The following is a 23,861-nucleotide window of genomic DNA, read 5'->3' as shown; positions in this document are numbered from 1 at the left end:
AGCGAGGCAGATGCCTCGCAATATTTAGGAAAATTATCCGTTATTTTTCTGTGGACCCCAGTCATAAACTTTCTTCTGATAGGCATACCAAAGCATCCACAGACCAACCAGGATCATTGGCAGGCTCAGGAATTGTCCTTTACTCATCCAGCCAATAAATAGCTGACCATTATCCGGTTCACGGAAGAACTCGACGATAAAACGGGCTAGACCATAGCCGGTCAGGAATACCGCAGAAACTGCCATACGTGGACGTGGCTTGCTACTAAACCACCACAGTACGATAAACAGAATCAGGCCTTCACAGAGCGCCTGATACAGTTGTGAGGGATGACGTACCAGTTGCAGCGGATCGGTTGGGAAAATCATGCCCAAGGCAAAATTTGGATCAGTCACTTGACGGCCATAGAGTTCACCACCAATAAAGTTACCGATCCGGCCAAACATCAGACCTGTTGGAACGCAGGGGGCAATAAAGTCCAGCGTCTGGAACCAGGCCATTTTATATTTCTTGCACCACCATAACATCGCTAAAATTACGCCGAGGAAGCCGCCGTGGAAACTCATGCCACCGGTCCAGATCTGGAACAGCCAGAGTGGATTTTCCAAAAACTGAGAAAAACCGTAGAATAAAACGTAACCGACCCGGCCACCGATAATCACACCCAAAGCCCCAAAGAAAATCAGATCCGAGACCATATCTGGTGTCCAGCCGCGTTGTTTAGCGCGATAAGTTGCCAGTCCCCAGGCAAATAAAAAAGCCAAGAGATACATCAGTCCATACCAGTGGACTTGTAAAGGCCCGAGCGAAATTGCAACGGGATCTATGTTTGGATAGGTGAGCATTCCTGTTCCTTGTGATTCTGTTTTGCACAGATTTTAGCTGAAAGCGAAGAAAAATGTTGTACATTCAATGTGTAAAGATCGAGAGCATCAATTATGTGTATTGTGGCACTGGCTTGGCGAGTTCTGGATGAAACGCCTTTATGTCTGATTTCAAATCGTGATGAGTTCTATCAACGTCCAACCCAGGCATTATATGAATGGGAGAACAGTCCGATTATTGCCGGGCAGGATCTGCAGTCTGGTGGTACCTGGATGGGTATAACTACTTCAGGACGATGGGCAGTGATTACCAATTTCAGGGATGGTAATGACAAGAATAACTACCCAACTTCACGTGGACATATTATTCAGGAATTCCTGCAATCTGAGCTGACACCTATCCGGTTTGCTCAAGAACTGGAAAAACATCAATGTGATTATGCGGGCTTTAACCTGTTTGTCGGTGATCGTGATCAAGCCGTCTATATGAGTAATCGTGGTGAGGCGCCACAAGTACTGGCACATGGGGTATATGTGGTTTCGAATAGCCTGATGAGCGAAGACTGGCAAAAGACCCGGCATTTGCGCAAGCGCTTTACTCAGGAGTTTCTGCCGATGCTTCAACAGCACAGCATCCCACAAGCGGATATATATCATGCTGCCTGGGATATTCTGGAAGATGAGCGCAAGATCATTCCCGAATTATTGCCGAAGACCGGGATCTCGCATGAAATGGAACAGCTGTTATCTTCGACCTTTATTCAAAGTCCAGTGTATGGCACGCGCTGTTCTAATTTCCTGCGAATGAAAACCGATGAATGGCAGTGGCTGGAAAAATCCCAGCAGGGTGAAACCGCAGGGCAGGTCGTTGTGCAAGTCATTCCGATCACTTCATAAATAACAGTATTGGTGATGATATTTATAAAGAGATCAGTTTAAACAGTGAACTCTGAAAACAGATAGGTATGCTAGGATAAAGCCCATCTATCTACGCATTTTCAGCTTTCCTATGGCATTGCTCCTTCCGCTTATTTCATTTCTGATTGGATTCTGGGGCGTTCATTATTTAAAGTCGATCCGTCCATTCATGGCGGCCTTGCTGGCACGTCTTTTGATTCCCTTGATTGTCATTTACAACATGGTGTTTTATAAGCCGGGCAGTCTTTGGTTGATCGGTTTTAGTATCTTTAGCTCGCTGTTTCTGTTTGGCCTGTTCTTTCTTTTCTCCAAAGATAAGTTGAGGGCATTATGTTTTAGTTATTTAAATGGGGTCTGGCTTGGCTTTCCTTTTGCCTTAGCTGTATTTGGTCCGGATGCTTTAAATACTATTGTTGCTCTTTATATTGGCGGTTCCTTATTTGGCAATGTCAGTGCAGTGGTGGCAGTCAGTGCTGAAAAACAGGCTCCCCAATTCATTATTAAAAATATGCTGAAATCCCCACCAGTGATTGCACTGACGGTTGCAGCAGTTTTATCATTTTGGGATTTCAGTGCTTATGAATCGCATCCGCTGATTCAATGGGGCTATGCCGCGAACAAGTTTCTGGTGACTTTTGCCGGTATGTGTATTCTGGGGATGTGGCTGAGTAAAGTCAGGATTCAACTGAGTGATTTAAAACGTAGTTTGATCTTGATCAGCGGTCGTTTTATGCTGGCTCTAGGTCTGGCAGCAGGGGCTTATTTCCTGTTGCCGATACCGCATCAAGTGCTAACTTATGCAGTAATGATGATGTATTTCCTGCTTCCACCCGCAGCCAATATTGTGGCACTGGAAACCCATTATCAGGGCACAGGCTATTCAGCCAAATATATTGCTTCAGGAACGATTGCGAGTGCAATATTGATTGGAGTATATGGAGTGGTGGTAAATGTGTTGGTGCCAACGTTATGAAAGTTCCCTCTCCTTGTAGGAGAGGGTTAGGGAGAGGTAATTTACTATTTAAATCCCTCCCAACCTCCCTTTGAAAAAGGGAGGGGCTTCTTCTCCCCAAGGGCGAGGGAATGACCTCCCTCTAACTCCCTCCTAAAAGGAGGGAGGACTCCTTTAGGAATTAGATTTATTTTTCCAAACTCGCCTTAAATAGTTTCATCGCCTGACCACGATGGCTGATTTTATTTTTTTCTTCCTTGCTCATTTCAGCGCTGGAAATTCCTAGTTCAGGTAGCCAGAACAATGGATCATAACCAAAGCCATTTTCACCGCGTGCTGCTTCCAGAATTTCACCTTTCCAGATGCCCTGGAAAATTTGTGGCAGTGGATCTTCAGCATGCTGGACTAAGGCCAGCACACACACAAACATGCCTTCAATCGCTTCACCGTCTTTGCGTAACGGTTTTAGTCTGTTTAAAAGTTTTTCATTATTGGCTGCATCATTGCCATGTTCACCGGCAAAACGGGCTGAATAAATCCCTGGCATACCACCGAGTATTGGCACACAAATTCCTGAGTCATCGGCAATGGCTGGTTTACCCGAAATTTTAGAGGCATGACGTGCCTTAATAATGGCATTTTCCACAAAGCTTAAACCATCTTCAATCGCATCTTCGATATTTAGCTGACCTTGAGGAATTACTTCAACCGGTAGATTAAGCTCAGCAAACATCTTTTCGAATTCCGCAATCTTGCCTTTGTTATTACTTGCCAGTACCAGAGTGCCTTGGGAGAGCCAGTCAGTTGAAGTCATATTAATTACTCATCTTTCAAATTACATATATACATAGTGTAGCAACTTGCTACAGTTTTCAGACCATAAAAAAGCACCCGAAGGTGCTCTTTAAAGATTTTAGCTTATTGTGCCTGAATCCATTTGTCTGCACGGTCACGTGCCTGACGGATCTGCTCTTGGGTTAAGTTGGCTGCCAGTGCAGTTTTCTTGCCTTCAGATAAAGTAATCACTTTATTGTCCAGCATGCCATCGCGGGTAGAGAGTTCATACCACTGGTAAGCACCCATGTAGTTTTTCTTCTTCTCTTCCATCATGGCCAGATTGAAGCTGGCACGGTTATCACCGCGGCTGGCTGCTTTTTCAAAGTATTGACGAGCCAGTGTTTCATCTTTTTTGGTACCAATACCATCTGCCAGCATACGGCCAACATTCAGCTGAGCCACTGCCAGACCTTGGTCAGCAGCAGCTTTGTACCATGCAAAGGCCTGACGTTCATCTTTCTGGACGTCTTTGCCATATTGATATTTGGTTGCTAAATAAAATTGTGCACCAGGCTGACCCGCTTTAGCTGCTTTAGTCAGACTATGAATGTCCATTACTGAATATTGCGCTGCTTGGCTGGCCACAGAAGGCGTTGGTGCAACGTAATCGGCATGGGCCTGCATGCCAAAAAGTCCAGCCAGTAGCGTCGTACTTAATAATAATTTTTTCATAGAGCGCTCACTCGATAAATTGCGACTTCACCAAACAGATTTGGGAGATGTTTGCTGAGCAAACTATCTTCTTGATTCCCATTCACAGCGAGTCGATTAATAATTTTTATGTTGTTTTCCGCGCATAATGCTTCAAAGTCACGGAAGGTACATAGGTGAATGTTCGGGGTGTTATACCACATATAGGGCAACGCTTCCGAAACCGGCATTTTCCCTTTTAATGCCAAGAAAGAACGAGTCTTCCAGTGCGCAAAGTTTGGAAAGGTAATAATGGCCTGTTTCCCTACACGCACCATGTCACGCAATAATACGTCTGGTGCATCTACAGCTTGCAAAGCTTGTGCCATCACCACATAGTCAAAAGACTGGTCAGCAAAACGGCTTAAACCGAGGTTTAAGTCCTGCTGGATGATATTTAACCCGCGACTGATCGCAATTGCAATCTTTTCTTGATCAATTTCTAATCCATATGCACGAATATTGTGCTTTTTGCTCATATGGGCCAGCAGTTCGCCATCACCACAACCGAGGTCGAGGATACGTGAACCGGGCTTGATCCATTTCTCAGCAAGTTGTTGGTCAATACGCATTACACAGCCTCCTTCGGTGTTGATCGCAGATGTTCTTCACCGCCCAGGAAGGCGCGCAAGGATTTTACATACAGGGGAATCGGGAACAGGAAGGAGTCATGGCCTTGTTCAGCATCAATATCCACGTAGCTGACCGGCTTATGATTGGTAATGAGGGCATCCACGATTTCAACAGAACGTGAAGGCGAGAAACGCCAGTCAGTCGTGAAAGAAACTACCAGGAACTTACATTTGGTTTGCGCCATCGCTTTGACCAGTGACTGCTGATATTCACGTGAAGGATCAAAATAATCCAGTGCCTTGGTCATGATCAGGTAAGTGTTGGCATCAAAGTTACGACTAAACTGTTCACCCTGATAACGCAAATAACTTTCCACCTGGAATTCCACATCGAAGCCATACATGAATTTGCCAGATTTTAAATCACGGCCAAATTTCTGCTTCATGGCTTCTTCAGATAGATAAGTAATATGACCAACCATACGCGCCAGAATCAGACCACGTTTTGGATAGCTGTCATTTTCCAGATAACGGCCATGATGGAAGTCTGGATCAGACAGAATGGACTGACGCGCGACTTCATTAAAGGCAATATTTTGTGCAGACAGTTTCGGTGCACTGGCAATAATCACGCATTTTTGCAGACGGTCCGGATAATCTACCGACCATTGCAAGGCCTGCATGCCCCCGAGTGAGCCGCCAATGATGGAATACCACACATCAATTCCCAGACGGTCAGACAGCATCGCCTGAGTTTTTACCCAGTCACGCACAGTGACCAGTGGAAAGTCTGGACCATATGGACGGTTATCATTTTCGGGATTAGGAGAGGTAGGACCAGTAGAACCATTACAACCGCCGATATTATTCAGCGCCACCACAAAGAATTTATTGGTATCGATTGCCTTACCCGGGCCAATACAGGCATCCCACCAACCTGGTTTTTTATCATCTTCATGATGATAACCGGCTGCATGGTGATGGCCAGACAGGGCATGACAGATCAAAATGGCATTGGACTTATCGGCATTCAGTTCGCCATAAGTTTCTACCATCAGTTCAAAACGTGGGAGGATGCGACCGCATTCAAGCTCTAACGGCTGTTCGAATTGGAACTTTTGTGGGATAACAAGGCCCACTGAGTCAGCTGGAAAAGACACGGGAATGATTCGCCTTAAATCTTTAGTATGAATAAATAAAAGGATACCATTTGCAGGTATCCTTCTAAAGTCTTTTTAATGCTATGAATTATTGCTAATTCAAATACCGGGTTTAAACGGCAGCAGCAATCACCTGTTCAGTGCTTAGCACATCCTGGTCGATCAGGCGGTTGGTACATGCAATAATCGCTTCAATTGAAGAGGTCACGATGTTGTCATGTACGCCAGCACCAAAGGCAGATTTACCTGTACCTTTTACTTGAAGTTCAACCAATGCCAAGGCTTTGGCATGTGCACCTGAGCTGATGCTACGTTCTTCATAGTTCAAGACATCAATCGGCAATTGTAAGGCATCCAAGATCGCAGAGATCGGACCGTTACCTTCACCACGCAAGTGCTGGGTTTCACCATTGACTTCAATATCCAGCTCAATCACCTGATTGCCATTTTCATCTGACAATTTGTAGTTTTTCGCTGAATAATGGGCATCTTTCGCGGCAACATACGTCTCTTTGAACAAGCTCCAGATCGCTTGTGCTGAAATCTCAGTACCATCTTCATCAGTTTTTTGCTGCACGATTTGCGAGAATTCGATCTGTAAACGACGTGGCAAGGTCACGTTGTAATTCGATTCTAACAAGTAAGCGATACCGCCTTTACCAGACTGTGAGTTCACGCGGATGACAGCGTCATAGTCACGGCCCAAGTCTTTTGGATCGATCGGCAAGTACGGCATATCCCAGATTTCTTCGTTTTTCTGGAATTCGAAACCTTTTTTGATCGCATCCTGGTGTGAACCAGAGAATGCTGTGAAGACCAAGTCGCCCGCATATGGATGACGTGGGTGTACAGGCAAGCCAGTACATTCTTCAACAGTTGCAATGATTTCGTTGATATTCGAGAAATCCAAGTTTGGTGCAACACCCTGGGTATACATGTTCAAGGCAATTGCCGCTACGTCCACGTTACCGGTACGCTCACCATTACCGAATACACAACCCTCAACACGGTCAGCACCGGCCATAATTGCCAATTCAGATGCTGCGATCCCACAGCCACGGTCATTATGACAGTGAACTGAAATGATCACGCCGTCACGACGCTCGATGTTACGGTGCATCCATTCCACCTGGTCAGCATACACATTTGGTGTAGAGACTTCGACAGTGGCTGGCAAGTTCAAGATCACTTTGTTTTCTGGAGATGCTTCCCAGATTTCAGTCACAGCGTCGCAAACGTCTTTCGCCACTTCCAATTCAGTTGCAGAGAAACATTCAGGGCTATACTGGAAAACAAATTCAGTTTCAGGCTGTTTTGCTGCGTATTCTTTCACTTTTTGCGCTGCATTAATCGCCAACTGTTTTGCACCTTCAACGTCTACGTTCAACACTTTTTGACGGAATGTCGGTGAATTAGAGTTGTAGATATGCACGATTGCGCGTTTCGCACCTTGTAAAGATTCAAAGGTACGTGCGATCAAATGGTCACGTGCCTGAACCAATACTTCGATGTAAACATCATCCGGAATATGACCTTCTTCAATCAATTTACGGGTGAAGTCGAAATCAATTTGAGATGCAGATGGGAAGCCGATTTCAATATGTTTGAAACCGATTTTTACCAACATCTGGAACATTTTGAACTTCTGCTCGATGTTCATTGGCTCGAAGATCGCCTGGTTACCATCACGCAGGTCAGTACTCATCCAGATTGGCGCTTTAGTGATTTCATTGTTCGGCCATTGACGGTCTGGTAAGTCCACACGTTGATACATGCGACGGTATTTTTTACTTGGATCAGCCAACATCATGAGAGAGCTCCTTAAAGTAGCCCGGCATACTCGCTTGGTGTAGCAGTTGCTCGGTCTACAGCATAGATTTTGTCTATATATTCGTTTACATGCAGGTGAGGGTAAATTAGATCAATCCTGTATTTTTTAAGTTTTGATCTTCAGGATCGACCAGACACCTGCATGGTGAACCTATAATTAAATTTTAGTCCAGAAAAGGTGAAAAGTTTTTGCTTTTTCTATGGATTTTAGTCGTATCTTAAAAAAGATTTTCTTATAAAGTTGTTAATTGGAAAAATATTTCTTTGATCTATTTTAATCTAGTTGGATTTTCCTGTAGTTAAGCGATAAGGCTAAAATATTTCTTTATATGATAGCTTTGTTGGAAGTTCTTAAGCAATGCGTACATGAAATCTTTCATATCAAAAAATAAAGGCTAGCCTGATGGATCCAGACTAGCCTTTAATAGCATGAAGATTGCTCAGATCAGTATTTAAAATGCAGCCCTAAAACGGCACTGATGCCTTCTGCTTCAGTGGCATAGTGGGAAGAATAGGCTTTGGTAAAATAACGCGTATCGGACAGGTTATTAATATTTAACTGCAGATCCACATTGGGGTTCACCTGATAACGTGCCATGGCATCGTAACGCACATAACCGGGAACAAATTTGGTATTGGCGGCATTGCCATAGACTTTATCCATTGCCACAGCACCGGCACCTAATGTTAGTTGAGGTAATACCTGATAGGTCATCCATAAGGTTGCACTGTTTTCTGCTACGTTCTGAACCTGATTGCCATTGTTTGTGCTTGGAACATAAACCGGTTCTGCCGTGGTTCCAATATTTTCAAAGCCACCATCAATCAGTTCACTATCCAAATAGGTATAGCCTGCGGAAATTGCCCATTTCTCGGTAACATTTCCATTGATACCCAGCTCAATCCCATCGACACGGGTCTCACCAATATTACGGGTGGTGCCATCAGCATCGGTGTAGCGGGTATTGGTCTTTTCAGTACGGAAAATGGCGGCCGTCAGATTCAGTTTATCTTCCAGAAGATCCCATTTAGTTCCCAGTTCCATGGTGCGGACTTTTTCAGCTTTTAGATTTTCGATAGCTGCGCTAATACTTTCAGAGCCATCACCGCCATCGACACCGACCGGATTAGAGGAAGTGGCATAACTGATATAAATACTGCCATTTTCTCTTGGCTTAAAGACCAGACCTGCTTGATAGTTAAAAAAGTCTTCTTCATTCCCGACAGTGAGCTGGTCACCTGGAACGGCGGTAATCGGCGTGTTGTTAGCACCTGTCACCGCATTATTGAATCGTCCATAAGTCAAGGTTTGCTGGGTTTTATAATCATCCCAACGTACACCCAGATCCAGAATCCATTGCGGATGCAATTCGATACTGTCCAGTAAGTAGATCGACTTTGATTTGGTCTCGATATCATAACGGTCCGCACCGTCCGTACTAATAGTCCCTGTCCACGCACCCCGGTCTGGATTGTCTACTGAGGTACACCAACCTAAGGCCACATTGGCAGGGGTACCACAGGCCGCAAAAGAGCTTCCAGTAGCATTCAGACCATTAATAATATATTGGGTACGCTCGGTATCCTGATCTGAATATTCTGCACCTAGGTTAAAGCTGTGCTGAATAGCACCAGTATCGAATTTACCGGTTAAAGCCAGTAGGTCAGTAAAGGTATCGGTATCTGCGATACGTGAATTGGCCCGCGCCCAGACATTGTCATTTAAAATGAAGTTCCCGCGTGAATCATCGGGGTTGGTCCAAAGATAGTCATTTTTGGAACGGTTAAATACTGCCGTATTACTCAGGGTTAGATTGTCATTCAGGTCATGTTCTAATTTTAAAGTACCAATCTGGTTTTCCTGTTTCTGGAAATCACGATCTTTCCAGCCATAGTATTGACCTGCTTTCACATCAATTGGTTTCCCATTGCCATTTAAAGCGACATTGGCATTGGTCGCTGCAAATGGATTGTTATAGGGAATGCCAGAGTCTGGAATATCATCAGTTCTTAGATAGTAATAACTGAAAGTACCACGCGTTGCGCTGTCCAGGCCGAAACTGAAGCTGGGTGCAATACCAGCACGTTTATATTCAGCACCGTCATGTTGACCGGCCTTTTCATTTTGATGGCCCATGACCGCGACACGAGCCGCCATACCATTGCCGAAGTCCTTGTTAGCATCCAAAGTGATACGGGCATACATATCTGTACCACCCGCAACAGAGCCTTCCAGTGCATCTCCTTTTTTCGCCACTTTGGAAATCATATTAATGCTGCCACCCGTGGTTCCGGCACCACCCATGGCAGAAGCAGAACCTTTGGTGACTTCGACCTGCTCAATGGCAAACATTTCCCGGTTTTGTGAAGTTGAATTCCGCACGCTATCGACATACATTGAACTTTCCGAGTTATAACCCCGGATAAAAGGCCGGTCCCCATTCGGATTGCCACCTTCACCTGCGCCTAAAGTAATCCCCGGTACAGTACGCAAAGCATCAGCCAGAGTGGTAACTTGAGTGTCTTCAATCAGTCGTTGAGGAATCACGACCACAGATTTTGGCGTGTCGAGGAGTGGAGCAACAAACTTGCTATTTGCTGACTGATCGACTTTTAGACCCGGCACGGGTTCAGCTTGTACTTCCTGATGAATGGTCTCAAGCTGTACCACATTTTCCTGTGCAGTCGCGTGTGCAGATGCAAAAGAAAGGGAAGAAAAGATGGCTGAAGAAACTATTTTTTTACGAGATTTTATATAGCTCATAATCATTCTTTTTTATTTTTAAGTTTGGATTCGCAAATAATAATTATTATTGTTATCGTTGCTATCCTTCTTGCATTGATATTGGCGATGAACAAAATTTAATCAATTTAAAAAATAGATAAATTAGAGTGAGAAGAGAGAATTAAAACTATGTTTTTAATATAGATTGATTAAATATGGATCTTATTTGGTTTTTATTGATAATAGCTATTGATATATAAAGCTATGTTGAATTGCTTTTAATAAAGCTTCAATGAGTTAAATATAGAATATATAACTCATTGATTTTTCATTTTTATTTTCAATTAAATCCTCATTAATCAATTCTACTAAACAGACAGTTCGGTTGAATATCTGCCACGGTCGCTGTTCCCATTAAGGCCATGGTAATTTCAAATTCTTCTTTCAGGATTTTGATCACATGCGCGACCCCAAGTGCTCCGGCAGTCGCCAGACCATAAATATAAGGCCGGCCAATCAGGACAGCAGAAGCACCTAAGGCAATGGCCTTGAATACGTCTGATCCACGGCGGATGCCGCCATCATAGAGCAGAGGAAAATCTGCTGGCACCACCTTTTTAATCAGCTGCAAGGCAATGAGAGGAGAAATGCAGGTATCCAGCACGCGACCGCCATGATTGGAAATAATCAGGCCTTTTACCCCATGCTGAATGGCCAGCTGGGCATCTTGTGGGTGCACGATTCCTTTTAGAATTACGGGTAAATGGGTCTGCTGTACCATCCAGGCAACATCTTCCCAAGTCAGGGCAATTTTCATCAGTCCATTAAAAACTGGATGATCATCTTCCTTTAATTCCGGAAGGGGAATATGCGTAGGCGTATGCGGATGTTGCATGCCTTCCGGTAAATGGAAAAAGGCACGACGTTCACGATCGCGGATGCCAGTATGCGGTGAATCTACCGTAATCACCAGCGCCGTATAATTGTGTACTTCCGCCATTTTGACCAAAGCTAGAGATTTTTCCCGATCCCCTTGCCAATACAGCTGAAACCATTTGCGTGGATTGTCCTGCTTTAATGCACGCATATCAGTATTAGTAAAAGTACTGAGAATCATATTGCTGCCCATCACTTCTGCTGCGAGGGCAGACGCGGCTTCTGCTTCAGGATGAAACTGCTGCTGATGTCCAATCGGTGCCAGAAAAATTGGATGCGGAAATTTTTGTCCGAAAATCTCGATTTCAGTGCTGCCATGGGTCAGATCTTTCAGCATACGCGGTAGAAGCTGAATATCCTGAAACTGCTGCAGGTTGTCCCGGACACTGACTTCATCCATGGAGCCACCTTGCAGATAGTTCCAGACCATACTGGAGAGATGTTTTTCTGCTTCGACCTCATAATCAGCGATGGTTTGTAGGTAGGCCGGGATCTGGGTTAATGGCGCCATTGGTTCACGTAACATTATAAATCACCCCACTGACGAATCAGGTTGTGATAATGATGGGTGAGTTGTAGGACTTCTTCGGTATCGCCAATCTGTTGGCGTAGTTTAATAATCGTCATGTCCAGATCAAACAGCATGCTGCGTTTGGCATCTTCACGAACCATACTCTGAATCCAGGTCACAGCCGCAATACGTTTACCTTGAGTCACCGGTTCAACCCGATGCAGACTGGTCGATGGATAAACAATCACATCACCAGCGTCCAGTTTCACTTCATGGCAGCCATACTGGTCTTCAACGACCAGCTCGCCACCTTCATATTCATCGATTTCAGATAAAAATAAAGTCAGTGACACATCAGTACGAATGGGCTGTCCAAGTAGAGGAGAATAATGAATGGCATTATCCACATGATTGCCATAGGTACCTGAATCCTGATAACAGTTAAACAGGGGCGGCAGGATATGTTTCGGCAGGGCAGCAGAGGTAATTAAATGATGACTTTTAAGCGCCTGTAAAATGATAGGGCTAATCTGCTGATACAGGACAGAAGAAGAATCCAGCTGCAGATTCTTTTTGATTTTCTGTGCCTGACTCCCGGCACTGAGTTGCCCATTCATCCAGTGTTCTGAGCGATCCAGTTGTTGTCTCAGTTCAGCAACTTGTGCTTTGCTTAATACTGCCGGGATATGTAACATCATTTTAAAAGCATTCCTGCAATTGAAAATATCGTGCATTCAAGAGAATACACGATATTGATAGATAGAGATAAAAGCTAAATTAAAATTTATAGTTCAAGGTTAAAGCTGCTGAACGTGGTTGACCCAAGATCACACGACCACCTCCATTATTCAGCGTGCTGATGTACTCTTTGTCTGCCAGATTATAAACATTCAGGTTTAAGGAAGTCTGGTCATTAAAGGTATAACCGGCCATAGCATCAAACACCACATAGCTTGGAATGCTTGGCATATTCGCTGCTGCAGTACTGTCGGTAATCACACGTTTTTGCTCATCCACATAACGTGCCCCCAAGCCTAGTTTTAAACCGGCAATGTTATAGGTTGTCCATAAAGAAGCGGTCCATTCAGGTGACCAGCGTACACTATTGGTCTGGGTCACTACACCCGTGTTGGAATTGACACTAAACTGGTCTTTTTGCTCGGTTTTCATATGGGCAATACCTGCTGAAATATTCCAGGCATCGGTAATTTTACCGACAGCGCTCAATTCGATTCCTTTAACTGTAGTTTTACCTTCCTGAACAGACTCGCGAGTAATCGGATCTTGGGTAAACTGGTTTTCATTTTCGGTGTAGTATGCAGCAGCATTTAAAGCCAGATCGTCATCCAGCAGGTCCCATTTGGTGCCAATTTCATAATGATGAGTTTCTTGAGGGTCTGCGGCTGAGCTGTTTATTCCTGTGGTTGAAAGGCTAAAGTTGCTGCTACCCGGCGGTGTCAGGGATTTGGCATAAGATGCATAGACACTGCTGTAGGCGGTTGGCTTATATAAACCACCGAGCTTCCAGCTGAATAAAGTGTCATGGGCTTTTAAATCTGTTTTGGTTTCAGTTACTGCTAGTGTCGTACTATCGGTTGAGTAACCTAGTGCATCGTAATTGGTATCGTAATAATCGACACGGACGCCACCATTGAGTTGAAAACGTTCACTAAACTTGAGCGTATCAAAAAGATAAGCAGCCGCCGTCTGGGTTTCACCATCTGAATAAGCGCCCGTATACATAGGATCAGGTAGATTCTGGTGACGATCAGGATGGTATAGATTCGCGGGTGGCGTACTGTTAGTAGGCTGCCCTGGCATTTGTGTAGCCAGTGTTCTGGAATGTTGCTGCTCTTTTAATAGTTCTACACCAGCGACCACATCATGCTCCACTGAACCGGTTTTGATATTCCAGTTCACCATGCTCTGATTAGCCAGAATTTTATTTTCCTGATCGACACCCTGGCGTGAACGGCTTACTGTCCAGTCTTGAGGATCGGTAGAGTCATTTCTTGAAAGGCTATTAATCCCCGTCAAAGTACGCTGCATATGGGTATTGCCCAAACGGGTAATATTGGTAAATTTCAGATTTTCAGCCCAGTCACTTTCGATTTTGGCTGTATACATGTCAGCATCAACATCTTCATGGTCATCTGCATGGCCATAATAATTTTCACGGTCTACTTTAGGTGCGCTGGCGATCAGCGGGTCTGCATTCCAAAATCCTTTCATGCCAATCGTCGGAATACCGCCATCCGGAATGTTACGTTGGCGGATATGCTGGGAATAAAGATACAGGCGAGTATCACTATCCAGACCAAAGGCGATAGAAGGGGCAACAGCCCAGCCTTGATTCTCGATAAAGTCGCGGCCTTCTACACCGCCATCTTGACCCATCGCATTTAAACGGACAGCAATGCTGTCATTGATTGCCTGATTGATGTCAGTGGCAAGACGCGTATGTTCAGCCGTATTGTAGGTGGCAGAGACTTCACGACTGTTTTCTAAATGAGGCAATTTGCTGACCAGATTCACATAACCAGACGCCGTACCACGTCCACCTTCGGCACCAGCAGGGCCTTTTACGACTTCCACCTGTTCCAGGTTAAACACATCACGACTCACAGCGCCGAGGTCACGAATGCCATCCAGATAGGTGGAGCTTTGAGTTGAGAAGCCGCGCATCTGGAAGGCATCGCCAGCACTGGTATTCCCATTCTCACCAAGTTGTAAGGTAATTCCTGGCGTATTGCGCAAGGCTTCAACCAGGGTGGTTGCACCTTGTTCTTTTAATAAGTTCTTGTTGATAATCGAAACGGTTTGAGGCGTATCTACTAAAGCTTGGCTAGATTTAGCGGAACTCAATTGATCCACTTTATATTCATTTGCAGTTTTATTCTTAACTGTAATTTCTGGAAGCTGAATAACGCCTTCATTGGTGATGTTATCTGCATGAGTGATCAGTGGCAAAGTTGCAGCAAGTGCGACCAATGAAGTCTTGTAATGATGTTTCCGGCTTTTGATATGCGCCATGTGACAGAATTCCTGAAGTGAATAATATTTCCCTTACCACCTTGATATGCTCGAGTTCATCAAATAGCAGCAATTATGGAGTTATTGTTATGGCTTTTAACAATTTTGCGAATTGTAGTGATAATAATTATCATTAACAATATTCAATTAAGTCATTCTTATGAATTTATGGATGAAATTACTGTTTAATATTCAAACTTTAATCTAGGATTTCTATTAAGAAAAATTTCAAAATAAACTTATTTTTCAGTTTTTTACCTAAGATTAAAAAATGTAATTATTTTCTATTTAAAGCTTTTTATCAAAAGGTGTGTAAATAGAACTAAATCTAGATTTAAAGTTTTATATCTTTCAGAAAATAAAAATAGCCTCACGAATGAGGCTATTTTTTGAGGAGGGAAGAAGCTAAAACTTAGTATTTAAAGTTCAGAGAAAGAACTGCGTTACGGCCTTCTGCTTCAGTTGCATAATGTGATGAGTATGCTTTAGTGAAATAACGTTCATCAGATAAGTTATTTACATTTAACTGCAGGTCAACGTTTTGATTTACGTTATAACGCGCCATTGCATCGTAACGTACATAACCTGGAACATATTTGGTGTTATCGGCATTACCATAAACTTTATCCATAGCAACTGCACCCGCACCGATTGTTAAAGCAGGAGTGAGATCGTAAGTCGTCCAAAGTGTGGCAGAGTTTTTAGCTACGTTTTGAACCTGGTTGCCATTATTTAAACTTGGCTGGTAATCAGGAACGTCAGAAGTACCTGCATTATAGAAACCGGCATCTACAATTTCGCTATCTAAATAAGTATAACCAGCTGAAACTGCCCATTTATCAGTAAGATTACCGCTTGCACCTAGCTCAATACCATCTACACGGGTTTCACCAATATTGCGTGTGAAACCATCCACGTCAGTAGAGCGTGTATTGGTTTTCTCAGTACGGAAAATGGCAGCGGTTAGATTTAATTTATCATTAAATAAATCCCACTTTGTACCAAGTTCCATAGTACGAACTTCCTCTGGTTTAAGGTTGTTCATAGCCTCAGCTTGTGCTTCAGTCGTATTACGTCCAGGAACAGAAAGTCCTTCTGATCCATCAGCCGCATCTACCCCAACCGGATTTGCGGAAGTAGCATAACTTGCATAGATAGAACCATTTTCTAATGGCTTGTAGGTTACGCCCGCTTGGTAATTAAAGAAATCACTGTCATTTGCGTATCTGGTATTTGAAGCGTGAATATTTTGTTTAGTTTCAAATTTATCCCAACGAACACCTAAATCTAATAACCACTGTGGATTTAATTCAATATTGTCTAATAAGTAGATACCAGTACTTTCTGTGTCGGTCGTACTCGCTTTTGGTGCAGCAGTGATTGAACCTAACCAAGGATCTTTTGAATTGGGATTATAGGCACTTGTACACCAATTATTTGAAGTAGCACTTGTAAAGGTACTACATGCCTTGTTTCCACTAATAATGGCTGGAAGGGTAGAGCTTGGTGCTTGGCCCAAATCTGTAAGTAAATAATTTCCTTTATCAGATTCCTGTTTTGAATATTCAGCGCCCACATTAAAGCTATGTTTTAGTGTGCCTGTATTAAATTTACCAGTTAATGAAAGTTGATCACTAAAGGTTTCAGTATCAGTAATACGTGTATTCGCACGACGAACTACTTGTCCATTAGCAATATTTGATTTCGAATCATCCGGTTGTGTCCAGATATAATCGTTTTTAGATTTACCATAAACAGCTGTATTACTAATGGTCAGGTTATCCGTTAAATCGTGCTCTAATTTTAAAGTGCCGATTTGATTTTCCTGTTTCTGGAAATCACGATCCTTCCAGCCGTAGTAAATGCCTTGTTTAGCATCAAGTGGCTTACCAGTTGTAGTGTTATCTTTAGAGTTCCAATAAGGTACGCCTGAGTCAGGCGTATCATCAGATTTTAAGTAGTAATAGCTTAAAGTCCCACGGGTAGGGGTATCCAGACCAAAACTGATACTTGGTGCAATACCTACACGTTTATATTCAGCGCCGTCTTTCTGACCTGCTTTTTCATTTTGATGACCCATCACAGCAATACGCGCTGCAATGCCATTACCGAAATCTTTGTTGCCATCTAAAGTGATGCGCTGGTAATTATCGGTACCTTGTGCAATGGAACCTTCTAAAGAATCACCAGCTTTAGCAACCTTAGAGATCATGTTGATGCTACCGCCAGTCGTACCGGCACCGCCCATTGCAGAAGAAGAGCCTTTGGTCACTTCAACCTGTTCGACCGCAAACATTTCACGGTTTTGTGAAGTCGCGCTACGAACTCCATCTACATACATTGAGCTTTCAGAGTTATAACCACGAATAAATGGACGATCGCCATTCGGGTTGCCACCTTCACCCGCACCCAAAGTAATACCAGGTACAGTACGTAAAGCATCAGAAAGTGTAGTGACTTGAGTGTCTTCAATCAGTTGCTTAGAAATGACTGATACAGATTTAGGTGTATCCAGTAAAGGCGCAACAAATTTCTTATTTGCGGAATTATCTACTTTTAAACTTGGTGTCTGTTCAGCTTTAACTTCTTGATGAATAGTTTCGAGCTTGACCACATTTTCATCAGCCACAGCATTTACGGTTACAATCGAGAGGGAAGAGGCAATCGCCGATGAAACGAGTTTTTTACGTGATTTGATAAACGACATGTGGGAACCCGAAAAAAGCTTAAAATTTATGTATGCGAATAATAATAATTCTTATTTAAATTAAGAATTACTTGCCGATAGGAAATGACGATTTTAAGGATTGTATTAATTGGTTTGAACAATGTGATAGTGTATCAAAATGTTTCTAAGTTAATGTATTTAAAATAGATCTGATTAATAGATTATTATCGTTACTTTTATTGAGATTATTAGAGTTTAAAAATTTTGAAGAAAAGATAAAGAAAAGTTTACTAAAAGCACTATAAAAATCCATAAATGCAGATGAATGAGATGATCTGTCCAGTTTCAGTAATCAATATATCTACTCTTATTTGAGGGAAGGGATATTTAATCAAAGAAAAATGAATTTGACTGAATAAATTTGATTATTACAGCATCAATAAAGACGATTCAAGTATTGTGTTTTGTATATCTGCAAATGTTGTCATATAATGTGGCACATTTTTATAAACCTGTTATTACCAAATATATAGAGGAAGCCATGCAAGTAACTTCTGAAGCGGTTTCGGGCGTTGCCCGTCGTTTAAATGTTTCTGTACCGACGAGCCGTATTAATGAGCAATTTGAAGCTCGTTTAAAACGCACTGCTAAAACTGCGAAGATCAACGGCTTCCGTCCAGGTAAAGTACCTGTAAACGTAGTTCGTCGTGAATACGGCGCTGGTATCTACCAAGAAGTTGTCAACGACATCATTCGTGACACAGTATTCGAAGCAATCCAACAAGAAAAAATCAACGCTGTTGGTATGCCAAACATCGAAAAAACTGAAATGAAAGATGACGCTTTAGTTTATGAAGCGACTGTTGAAGTTTATCCAGAAGTTGAAGTGAAATTCGAAGGTCTGGAAGTTGAACGTAAAGCGTCTGAAGTAAATGACAAAGACGTTGAGAAGATGATTGAAAATCTTCAAAAACAACGCGCTTCTTGGGCTGAAACTAAAGGCATGGCTAAAAAAGACATGCAAGTAACTTTCGACTTCGAAGGTACTGTTGATGGCGAAAAATTTGAAGGCGGCGCTGCGCAAGACTTTAAACTTGTTTTAGGTTCTGGTCGTATGATCCCTGGCTTCGAAGATGGCATCATCGGTATGAAGAAAGGCGAAGAGAAAGTGATCGATGTTACTTTCCCTGAAGATTACCAGGCTGAAAACCTTGCTGGTAAGCAAGCTCAATTCAAAATTAATGTAAAACTTGTTGAAAAACAAAAACTTCCAGAAATTGATGCTGAATTCCTAAAAATCTTCGGTATTTCTGAAGAAGATGGCGTTGAAAAACTGAAAGCTGACGTTCGTAAAAACATGGAACGTGAAGTGAAAAACGGCCTGCGTAACCAGGTTAAAGGCGCAACTTTCGATGCACTTGTAGCTGCAAACGAAGTTGAACTTCCATCTGCAATGGTTGCTCAAGAAATTGACCGTCAACGTCAACAAATGATCCAGCAGTTCACTCAACAGTTCGGTGCTCAAGGCGCGAAAGCATTTGATTCAAGCATGCTTCCAGATGACCTGTTCAAAGAACAAGCTGAGAAATCAGTTAAACTTGGCGTATTGGTAAGCCGTATTCTTGCTGATGCGAAAATCGAAGTAGATCAAGCGCGCGTTGAAGCTTATATCGAAGATATGGCTTCTTCTTACGAAGATCCAAACGAAGTGATCGAATACTTCAAAAACGACAAGCAACAACGTGCTCAAATCGAAGCAGTTGTACTTGAAGACCAAGTTGTTGATCACATCCTAGCATCTGCTAAAGTGACTGATGCGACTGTAAGCTATGAAGACTTATTGAAAGAGCAACAAGCTCGTCAACAAGGCTAATTCAAGCTTTCCATAAAAAGGCGCTTCGTGCGCCTTTTTTCATATTAGTAATTTCTTGACATATCTGATTTTCACAAAACTAATGCAAAAAATATGATGGAATTATTCGCGATTATTTTGCAATTTCATTGATTATCCCTCATATTGTGATTATGGATTAAGTCACAAAAATTTAGGAATAAATAAACCTATGTATGTTCCAACGATTGAAAACGCTTTAGTGCCAATGGTGGTAGAACAATCCTCTCGTGGTGAGCGTTCTTTTGATATTTATTCACGCCTTTTACGTGAGCGGGTAATTTTTCTGACAGGTGAAGTTGAAGACAATATGGCCAACCTGATCGTTGCGCAAATGTTGTTTTTAGAAGCTGAGAACCCAGATAAAGATATTCATTTATATATCAACTCACCGGGTGGTTCGGTGACTGCTGGCATGGCGATCTACGATACCATGCAGTTTATTAAACCGGATGTTGTGACTTACTGTATGGGTCAGGCAGCATCAATGGGCGCATTCTTGCTCAATGCAGGGACTAAAGGCAAACGTTACTGCCTTGAAAATGCGCGTGTCATGATTCACCAGCCTTTGGGTGGTTTCAAAGGCCAGGCATCAGATATTGAAATTCACGCACGTGAAATTCTGTTCATTAAAGAACGTTTAAACCGTTTAATGGCTGAACATAGCGGTCAGGACTATGAAAAAGTGGCACGCGATACAGACCGTGACAACTTCATGACTGCTCAGCAAGCGAAAGAATACGGTCTTGTGGATGAAGTTCTAACGAAACGTCCATAAGTTTTAGAGATTGAGATATTGGAGTAAATATGTCCGAACATCCTCAAGGACAAAAGCATTGTTCATTTTGCGGTAAAACGCAGTCTGAAGTCGGAAAGCTGATTGCAGGCGAGGACGCATACATTTGTAATGAATGTGTGGACGTATGCTTAGATTTGGTTCAAACCAGTCAACAGGTCGAAACCAATGACTGGGCGAACCGTCCTTTACCGAAACCGCATGAAATCCGTGCGGCGCTCGATCAATATGTGATTGGTCAGGACGTAGCGAAAAAGACATTATCTGTGGCCGTATACAACCATTACAAACGTCTGAAAGTACAGACCAATGGTAAGAAAGCAGATGATTCCGTTGAAATTGCCAAAAGTAATATCCTGCTGGTCGGTCCGACGGGTTCAGGTAAAACCTTGCTGGCACAAACCCTTGCCCGTCTTCTGGACGTTCCATTTGCCATGGCAGATGCAACAACCCTGACTGAAGCTGGTTATGTGGGTGAAGATGTTGAAAACATTGTACAAAAGCTTTTGCAAAAAGCTGATTACGATGTCGAAAAAGCGCAAAAGGGCATTATCTATATCGATGAAATCGACAAGATTACCCGTAAATCTGAAAACCCATCGATTACCCGTGATGTATCAGGTGAAGGCGTACAGCAAGCCTTGCTGAAAATGATCGAAGGTACGGTTGCTTCAATTCCACCACAAGGTGGCCGTAAGCATCCGCAGCAGGAATTCATTCAGATTGATACCTCGAATATCCTGTTCATCTGTGGCGGTGCATTCTCAGGTCTTGAGAAAATCGTACAGCAGCGTCAGGAGAAAGGTGGTATTGGCTTTACTGCAGAAGTCCGTAATAAAGACGAAAGCAAAAAGCTGTCTGAATTGTTCCGTCAGGTTGAAGCGACTGACTTGGTGAAATTTGGTCTGATTCCAGAATTCATTGGTCGTTTACCAGTGATTGCGACTCTGGATGAGCTGGATGAAGAAGCTTTAATGCAGATTCTGACTGAGCCAAAGAATGCATTAACCCGTCAATATAAACACTTGTTTGAGATGGAAAATGTGGACTTGGTCTTTGAAGATTCAGCACTACGTGCGGTTGCGAAAAAAGCACTGGAACGTAATACTGGTGCGCGTGGCCTGCGTTCGATTCTGGAAAATTCATTGCTAGAAACCATGTATGACCTGCCGAGTCGTAGCGATGTAGGCACCGTGGTGGTGAATGAAGCGGTCATTAATGGCGAAGCTGCACCAGAATTTCGTGCTGAACGCCAACCACATGACGAGCCAGAAACAGCGGCAAAAGTTGATTTAAAGGTGGTGAATAGCAAATCTGCTTGATTGCTATTCGTCAGAAACGTGCGAAAACCCCGTGTTTTCGCACGTTTTTTATTTCCAAAAGATAAAAGCAGATGCTAATCTCAACATCTAGGCGTGGACGCCGAAAGCTATAAAAATATATCGCAAGGCACTTGCATACAAGAATAAAGACGCAGTGAGGGATAAGCATGCGTGGAGTCGCAATGATGCTCATCGGCAGTTTGGCGCTGATGGGTTGTCACGGTAAAAAAGCCGTAGTTGAGCCTACACAGCCACTCAGCACTTTAAAAAATATTGATCTTGAAAAGAAACCGGGCTTCGTCGAACAGCATCGGGTGGGGATGTTTACGATTGGTGGCTGGGTCAACCAGAAACAGGGCAATCATTTTCAGGCAGTTAAACCTCAGCATGAGGACGCTGCGATCGTTTATTTATACCGCCCGGATTCAAAATGGAACCGTCAGGAAATTGTTGCTGCCAGCCTATTTATCAATCAGCATCGTATTCCGAGTTTATTACATAATCATCATTACTGGATTGAGCTACCTGCAGGTACTTATCGCTTGAGTACCAGTCGTCCTTTAGGTGCGTTGCACTTCCAGAAACCTAAGTATCTGGACTTTACGGTAGAAGCGGGGCAATCCTATTTTATTAAGTATGATGAAGAAAATCTAAGCACCCGTCGTAGTGTTCCAGGTCCTCTGATGCTGATGCCGAGCAGTGTAGGCCTCAATGAAATCGCTTTTACCCAGTTAAAATCGGACAGTTTTAACTTTTTTGCACAGGATCAGGAAACTGGGAAAATCCGCAAGAAAGCTCAGAAAATTAAGGCAACTGAATATGATCCATCTACAGATGTACAGTTAACCACACCGTTTAAACTCTGGGATCCAAGAACCTGGTAATTAATTTTCAAACGCCAATAAAAAAGCACCCATCTGGGCATTGCTGTCCCACAATTTTTCACAAGAGGAAGCTCAAATGAGCTTCCTCTTGTTTTATGGGTATTTTATCGGGTGAAAATAAAGCTTTTAAAGTTCTTCTTTCAAACAAATTCACTTGAATTATTCTGAGTAAACGTTGAACTGTCCAACCTGTTTTTCCTAAATGTTGAGCGAAACTCACCAATAAATAGGCGATCATCGCAATCCAGATTTGTGTCTGAATTGCGTTCCTGCTGCGGCCTAGAAACGCTTTTAATTTGAGATTCTGCTTAATCGCCTTAAAGAACAGCTCAACTTTCCAACGATCTTTATAAATCGCCGCAATGGTGGAGGCGGCTAAATGAAAGTTATTGCTGAGAAAGCTAAAGTGCTTGCCACTTTGCTGATCTCTATATTCAATTCTTCTTAACACTGGGGCTTTTCTTTTTAGGGCATGTGCGCTATTCAGCTGAATGGTTTCATCTTTTAGAATACCTTTGGATTCAAGCACTGGATGTTGCTGGATCACCTGATACACAGATTTAGGCCTAAAACGTGTGACAAATCCAATGTTTTGAGCAGTCAGATTTGCATACCATTGGTAATCGACATAGCCTTTATCAAAAACTACAATGCTGCCAGCAGGAAACTGGAATTTGCGGCCTTGTACCATGTCATTTTCTTTGCCATTTTCAACTGCAACAAACTCAGGAATATCATTGCTGTGATTCAATCCTATACTGAGTTTCATGCTGGCTTTTGAGTCGTGAACTTTGGCCCATTCACATAAGGAAAGCGACAGGTCAATATGACTGGCATCCAAGGAATACAAGGGATTCTTAAAGCGAAATTTATGAGCGACTTTTGAGTGGTCATAGTATTTAAGCAACTTGTAAAATAGCTGTTGATACAAGGCAGCAGGCTGCTGCTCATTGATTCGTGCCAGCGTGCTTCGGGGAATAGACTTTGCTCCGAGATGACTTAGCTTTTCCTGTTGGCACTCCAAATTGGATTGAATATCTCTCAGACTTTGCCTACAAGAGAATTGAGACATCAATATGGCAATAAACTGATCCCACCGGGAAGCTGCTCTAAATTTCTGTCCAACATGGTGTACTTTAGCAAGTTGTTCAAAATCCTGTCGCACAACAGGTTTAATTAGCTCATGAAATACGGTATTCTGATGTGACAAAACCTGAATCCTGGTCGTTAAAGTGTTTGTTTGCACTCATATTTTAACTGTTAGGACTCAGGTTTTTTTATTTAAAGCAAACTATGGGACAGCAGTGCCCA

At 42.9% G+C, this 23,861-nt stretch carries 18 protein-coding genes; 6 read left to right on the top strand and 12 right to left on the bottom strand.

Annotated features, from left to right (window positions below; all coding sequences use genetic code 11):
• Nucleotides 1–33 precede the first annotated feature (33 nt).
• Nucleotides 34–846: a prolipoprotein diacylglyceryl transferase gene (gene lgt / locus AC4MCD_RS12355; protein WP_180033533.1), complete on the bottom strand. Its 813-nt coding sequence runs from the start codon at nucleotides 844–846 to the stop codon at nucleotides 34–36.
• A 93-nt stretch (nucleotides 847–939) separates the two neighbouring features.
• On the opposite strand from lgt, the gene AC4MCD_RS12350 reads away from it, so the two are divergent.
• Both AC4MCD_RS12350 and AC4MCD_RS12345 read left to right on the top strand, forming a co-directional pair.
• Nucleotides 940–1,722, top strand: a complete 783-nt coding sequence (locus AC4MCD_RS12350) for an NRDE family protein (RefSeq protein ID WP_491876203.1) — start codon at nucleotides 940–942, stop codon at nucleotides 1,720–1,722.
• Nucleotides 1,723–1,834: 112 nt separating this feature from the next.
• Complete coding sequence (locus AC4MCD_RS12345; protein ID WP_491876202.1) at nucleotides 1,835–2,716, top strand: AEC family transporter; 882 nt, start codon at nucleotides 1,835–1,837, stop codon at nucleotides 2,714–2,716.
• A gap of 166 nt (nucleotides 2,717–2,882) precedes the next feature.
• On the opposite strand, the gene rdgB is transcribed toward AC4MCD_RS12345, so the two are convergent.
• The 10 genes from rdgB to AC4MCD_RS12295 all read right to left on the bottom strand — a co-directional run bounded on the left by rdgB (nucleotide 2,883) and on the right by AC4MCD_RS12295 (nucleotide 17,696).
• Nucleotides 2,883–3,509, bottom strand: coding sequence for an RdgB/HAM1 family non-canonical purine NTP pyrophosphatase (gene rdgB / locus AC4MCD_RS12340; protein WP_491876201.1), 627 nt, complete (start codon nucleotides 3,507–3,509; stop codon nucleotides 2,883–2,885).
• Nucleotides 3,510–3,613: 104 nt separating this feature from the next.
• Nucleotides 3,614–4,204, bottom strand: a complete 591-nt coding sequence (locus tag AC4MCD_RS12335) for a tetratricopeptide repeat protein (RefSeq protein ID WP_004781974.1) — start codon at nucleotides 4,202–4,204, stop codon at nucleotides 3,614–3,616.
• Nucleotides 4,201–4,794 carry a methionine biosynthesis protein MetW gene (gene metW / locus AC4MCD_RS12330; RefSeq protein ID WP_004781976.1) on the bottom strand — a complete coding sequence of 198 codons (594 nt, stop codon included), beginning with the start codon at nucleotides 4,792–4,794 and terminating at the stop codon, nucleotides 4,201–4,203. Before metW ends, AC4MCD_RS12335 begins: the two co-directional genes overlap by 4 nt.
• Complete coding sequence (gene metX, locus AC4MCD_RS12325) at nucleotides 4,794–5,954, bottom strand: homoserine O-succinyltransferase MetX (protein WP_419363664.1); 1,161 nt, start codon at nucleotides 5,952–5,954, stop codon at nucleotides 4,794–4,796. The genes metW and metX overlap by 1 nt, the downstream gene beginning before the upstream one ends.
• A gap of 112 nt (nucleotides 5,955–6,066) precedes the next feature.
• Entirely contained in the window at nucleotides 6,067–7,764 is a 1,698-nt protein-coding gene (leuA, locus tag AC4MCD_RS12320; RefSeq protein ID WP_034704399.1) for a 2-isopropylmalate synthase, read from the bottom strand.
• Between the two features lie 465 nt (nucleotides 7,765–8,229).
• A complete protein-coding gene (locus AC4MCD_RS12315; RefSeq protein ID WP_491876200.1) occupies nucleotides 8,230–10,548 on the bottom strand; it encodes a TonB-dependent receptor in 2,319 nt (772 codons plus the stop codon).
• Between the two features lie 316 nt (nucleotides 10,549–10,864).
• A complete protein-coding gene (locus AC4MCD_RS12310; protein WP_491876199.1) occupies nucleotides 10,865–11,971 on the bottom strand; it encodes an alpha-hydroxy acid oxidase in 1,107 nt (368 codons plus the stop codon).
• Complete coding sequence (locus AC4MCD_RS12305) at nucleotides 11,971–12,654, bottom strand: Fe2+-dependent dioxygenase (RefSeq protein ID WP_346795142.1); 684 nt, start codon at nucleotides 12,652–12,654, stop codon at nucleotides 11,971–11,973. The genes AC4MCD_RS12310 and AC4MCD_RS12305 overlap by 1 nt, the downstream gene beginning before the upstream one ends.
• Before the next feature lie 79 nt (nucleotides 12,655–12,733).
• On the bottom strand, nucleotides 12,734–14,989 hold the full coding sequence (locus AC4MCD_RS12300; RefSeq protein ID WP_491876198.1) for a catecholate siderophore receptor Fiu: 2,256 nt from the start codon (nucleotides 14,987–14,989) through the stop codon (nucleotides 12,734–12,736).
• A gap of 412 nt (nucleotides 14,990–15,401) precedes the next feature.
• Nucleotides 15,402–17,696: a TonB-dependent receptor gene (locus AC4MCD_RS12295; RefSeq protein WP_491876197.1), complete on the bottom strand. Its 2,295-nt coding sequence runs from the start codon at nucleotides 17,694–17,696 to the stop codon at nucleotides 15,402–15,404.
• A gap of 502 nt (nucleotides 17,697–18,198) precedes the next feature.
• Here AC4MCD_RS12295 and tig point away from each other — a divergent pair.
• The 4 genes from tig (at nucleotide 18,199) to AC4MCD_RS12275 (ending at nucleotide 22,550) form a co-directional block, all read left to right on the top strand.
• Entirely contained in the window at nucleotides 18,199–19,530 is a 1,332-nt protein-coding gene (gene tig, locus AC4MCD_RS12290) for a trigger factor (RefSeq protein WP_005232218.1), read from the top strand.
• A gap of 190 nt (nucleotides 19,531–19,720) precedes the next feature.
• Complete coding sequence (gene clpP, locus AC4MCD_RS12285; protein ID WP_004781985.1) at nucleotides 19,721–20,326, top strand: ATP-dependent Clp endopeptidase proteolytic subunit ClpP; 606 nt, start codon at nucleotides 19,721–19,723, stop codon at nucleotides 20,324–20,326.
• Nucleotides 20,327–20,355: 29 nt separating this feature from the next.
• Nucleotides 20,356–21,666, top strand: coding sequence for an ATP-dependent protease ATP-binding subunit ClpX (clpX, locus tag AC4MCD_RS12280; protein ID WP_004781987.1), 1,311 nt, complete (start codon nucleotides 20,356–20,358; stop codon nucleotides 21,664–21,666).
• A gap of 167 nt (nucleotides 21,667–21,833) precedes the next feature.
• Complete coding sequence (locus tag AC4MCD_RS12275) at nucleotides 21,834–22,550, top strand: DUF2846 domain-containing protein (protein ID WP_179992399.1); 717 nt, start codon at nucleotides 21,834–21,836, stop codon at nucleotides 22,548–22,550.
• Between the two features lie 58 nt (nucleotides 22,551–22,608).
• On the opposite strand, the gene AC4MCD_RS12270 is transcribed toward AC4MCD_RS12275, so the two are convergent.
• The gene (locus AC4MCD_RS12270; RefSeq protein WP_194088144.1) at nucleotides 22,609–23,760 is read right to left on the bottom strand and encodes an IS4-like element ISAbe18 family transposase; all 1,152 of its coding nucleotides are present in this window, start codon (nucleotides 23,758–23,760) and stop codon (nucleotides 22,609–22,611) included.
• Nucleotides 23,761–23,861: the final 101 nt, after the last annotated feature.

This window comes from Acinetobacter sp. CAU_H_78, assembly GCF_058599365.1.
Note: the sequence above shows the minus strand (reverse complement) of the source record. Positions and strands in the feature narration are given on the sequence as shown.